The sequence below is a fragment of the Methanocalculus sp. genome (assembly GCF_029762515.1).
Classification (GTDB): Archaea; Halobacteriota; Methanomicrobia; order Methanomicrobiales; family Methanocorpusculaceae; genus Methanocalculus.
The window spans coordinates 1-3,354 of record NZ_JARVGN010000261.1 but is presented as its reverse complement, the minus strand read 5'-3'; the positions used below and the strand labels follow the sequence as shown (position 1 = coordinate 3,354).

Annotated in this window: 4 protein-coding genes; all 4 read right to left on the bottom strand. The window is 54.4% G+C overall.

Features of this window, described 5'->3' with window-relative positions; genetic code table 11:
- On the bottom strand, positions 1-974 hold a 974-nt coding region (locus QCH34_RS09290), incomplete at its 3' end, for an ATP-grasp domain-containing protein (protein ID WP_300333218.1).
- On the bottom strand, positions 971-1,510 hold the full coding sequence (locus tag QCH34_RS09285) for a 2-oxoacid:acceptor oxidoreductase family protein (protein ID WP_300333216.1): 540 nt from the start codon (positions 1,508-1,510) through the stop codon (positions 971-973). The genes QCH34_RS09285 and QCH34_RS09290, both read right to left, overlap by 4 nt.
- On the bottom strand, positions 1,507-2,295 hold the full coding sequence (locus QCH34_RS09280; RefSeq protein ID WP_300333212.1) for a thiamine pyrophosphate-dependent enzyme: 789 nt from the start codon (positions 2,293-2,295) through the stop codon (positions 1,507-1,509). Before QCH34_RS09280 ends, QCH34_RS09285 begins: the two co-directional genes overlap by 4 nt.
- The coding region (locus QCH34_RS09275; protein WP_300333209.1) for a 2-oxoacid:acceptor oxidoreductase subunit alpha at positions 2,292-3,354 on the bottom strand (1,063 nt) is incomplete at its 5' end. The genes QCH34_RS09275 and QCH34_RS09280, both read right to left, overlap by 4 nt.

Here is a 3,354-nt window from a genome sequence, read left to right as displayed (position 1 = left end):
CGGACGATCACCTGCTGTGAAACACCGGCTGCGATAATGCCACGGGCCACCTCGTCACACCGGGTAATCCCGCCAAGCAGATTGACAACGATCACCTTTACAGCCGGAACTGATGCAACCAGCCTGACTGCATGCATCACCCGATCTGAACCGGCACCTCCTCCGACATCAAGGAAATTGGCCGCGGCGCCGTTGTGGTGGGCAATAAGATCGAGGGTTGCCATGGTAAGTCCCGCACCATTACCGATGACGCCGATCGACCCGTTCAGTTCAACGTACGAGAACCCATGCGCCTCAGCCTCTGCCTCACGATCGGTGAGGTCACGGTTCACGCTGATCCCCTGACGGGCAAGGGCATTATCATCGATGATCAGTTTTGCATCGGCTGCAAGAACACCGGACGGTGTGATCACAAGTGGATTGATCTCGGCAAGAAGGGCATCTTTCTCACGAAATGCACGGTAGAGCGCTGAGATAACCGGCATAATCTCTTTCTCACATCCCCGGGTCAGATACCTGAGAATGAAGCCGGGAACCTCACTGAGGAGGGGAGATACATGTGCGCTCCTGACCGCATCCGGCCGCTCCCCGGCGGTCGCCTCGATCTCAACACCGCCTGCTTCGGCAAAGAGGATCACCGGGGACCGGGTGCTCCGGTCAATGGCAATTGATACAAAGTATTCTTTCTGGATGGGAAGCCGCTCCTCCACAAGCACTTCCTTCACAGGAAGGCCTTTTATCTCTTTCTGGAAGAGTTCGGTTGCAACAGCTTCCGCATTATCTGCCGTTGCCATCAGGATGCCGCCGGCTTTACCCCTGCCACCAACATCGACCTGTGCCTTCAATACCGCCGATCCGCCAATCTTCTGACAGGCAGCAGATGCCTCTCTGGCACTGGTGATCAGGACACTCTCCGGAACCGGGATTCCAAATGTCGAAAAGACTTTTTTTGCTTCGTATTCAAGCAGTTTCATGAATCTCCTCCTTTCTGCACGATATCCCGACCAAGATTCAATGCCCTGATGTTGAGCTCTTCTGTCCCTTTTGGAACGCTGTCAAGAACAGCCTTCTCCATCGCTTCGAAACTGACTATTCCGGTTGCAGAAACGAGAGCTCCGAGCATGACGATGTTGGCGACGATCGGCTTTCCAAGTACTTCTTTAGCCTGCATCGTTGCGGGGATCTCGATGAAACGGCATTGTGGGCGGGACTGGACAAGCCCCGTGTCAATCAGCATCAGGGCAGATTCCGGTGCTTCTGCGCCAAACTTCAGGAAACCGGCCTCAGACATGATCACATAGAGGTTTGGCTCCAGAACCTTTGGGTACTGGATCGGATCGCTACTGATGATGACAGTACTTGAGGATGCCCCGCCACGCGCCTCCGGCCCATAACTTTGGGACTGGACAGCGTATTTTCCATCGTACATCGCTGCTGCCCGACCAAGGACAACGGCAGAGAGGATGATCCCCTGACCGCCGAATCCCGAGAATAATACATCGTACTTCATTCCTTCACCCCGAGTGCCGGTCGGTTGCGCTCAGTCAGTGTACCGACAACAAACATATCATCCGGGATCGGTTTTCCTTCGGCAAGGAGACGGTCACGCTTCTCTTTCAGCAGTGAATGATCTTTCATCGACGATATCATAGACTGCACATCACGGAGCTTGTTCCGCCGCCCGTAATTTGTCGGGCACTGGACGATGACTTCAATAAACGAGAGACCCGGTCTCTGGAGGCCGGTCTTTATCGCCTGTGTCAGCTCCCTGACATGATATGATGTCCAGCGTGCCACATAATTCGCACCCGCAGCAGATGCCAGTTCGCAGAGATCAAAGGGGTTCTCATCCATGCCATAGGGAGTGGTCGTCGAGACGGCCCCCTTTGGAGTACAAGGGCTTCCCTGGCCGCCCGTCATCCCATAGATCTGGTTATTCATGCATATGATGGTGATATCGATATTCCTGCGGCAGGCGTGGATGAAATGGTTCCCTCCAATTGCCGAAAGATCCCCGTCACCGGTGAAGACGACCACATTGAAATCCTTTTTTGCCATCTTCACGCCGGTTGCAAAGGGGAGTGCCCTGCCATGCGTGGTATGGAGCGAGTCGGTTTTGATATATCCCGGCGCCCGTGACGAGCAGCCTATCCCGGATACAAAGACCGTATCATCGATCTTCCATCCAAGAGAGTCGACTGCCTCGAGGGTGCAGTTGATGATTGTGCCATTCCCGCATCCGGCACAGAAGATATGAGGCAGACGATCCTCCCTGAACCAGTCTTCAGCTGTCATTCATGTTCCTCCGCTGATTTCAGAAGATATGACGGAACATGGAGTTCGCCTCCAAGCCGCGGAATGGGGATAACAGGCTGATCGACATGCCGCTGAATCTCCCGCGCAATCTGTCCGAGATTCATCTCGGGAACAAGAAACACCCGTGCATTTGGGAATTGCTTTAGGAGATCTTCAGGGAATGGCCAGACGATCCTGAGATTCAGGTGTCCATAGGTTTTCCCGGGTGCATCCAGGAGAGCCTGGCGAACCGCACGCGTCGGAGCACCATAGGAGATGAAGACGATCTCGGCTTCCGGGTTGACAATATCATAATCTGCAATCTCATGGCGTGCCCGTTCGACCTTTTCCACAAGCCGCATCACCAGCTTCTCATGGAGATCAGGATCGGTTGATGCAGGATATCCTTTCTCGTTATGCGTAAGTCCGGTCACATGAACCCGGTGCCCTTTGCCAAACGGAGTGAATCCGGGTACAAGATCGTCTTCTGGTTCAAATGGAAGCATACCCTCCCTTATCAGCTTTGGAGGAATACATTCAACCTCATCAGGGAACTCCACCCTTTCCCGGAGATGGCCGATGATCTCATCGGACATCAGAAAAGCGGGAACCCGGAACCGATCTGCAAGGTTGAATGCTTTCACCGTAAGGTCAAACATCTCCTGAACGGTTGATGGGGCAAGAGCAACCACGCTGTAATCACCATGCGAGCCAAACCGTGCCTGAAGCATATCCCCCTGGGCAGCCATCGTCGGCTGGCCGGTTGAGGGGCCCCCGCGCTGGATATTGATGACCACACATGGTGTTTCGGTGAATGCGGCATACCCGATATTCTCCATCATCAGGGAAAAGCCAGGACCGCTCGTTGCTGTCATCGAGCGCACACCAGTCCATGCCCCACCGATGATCGCAGCCATGCTGGCGATCTCATCCTCCATCTGGATGAATGTACCCCCAACTTTTGGAAGGCGGCGAGCCATCTGCTCGGCAACCTCAGATGACGGGGTAATTGGGTATCCTGCAAAGAACCGGCATCCTGCCGCAACTGCACCTTCTGCA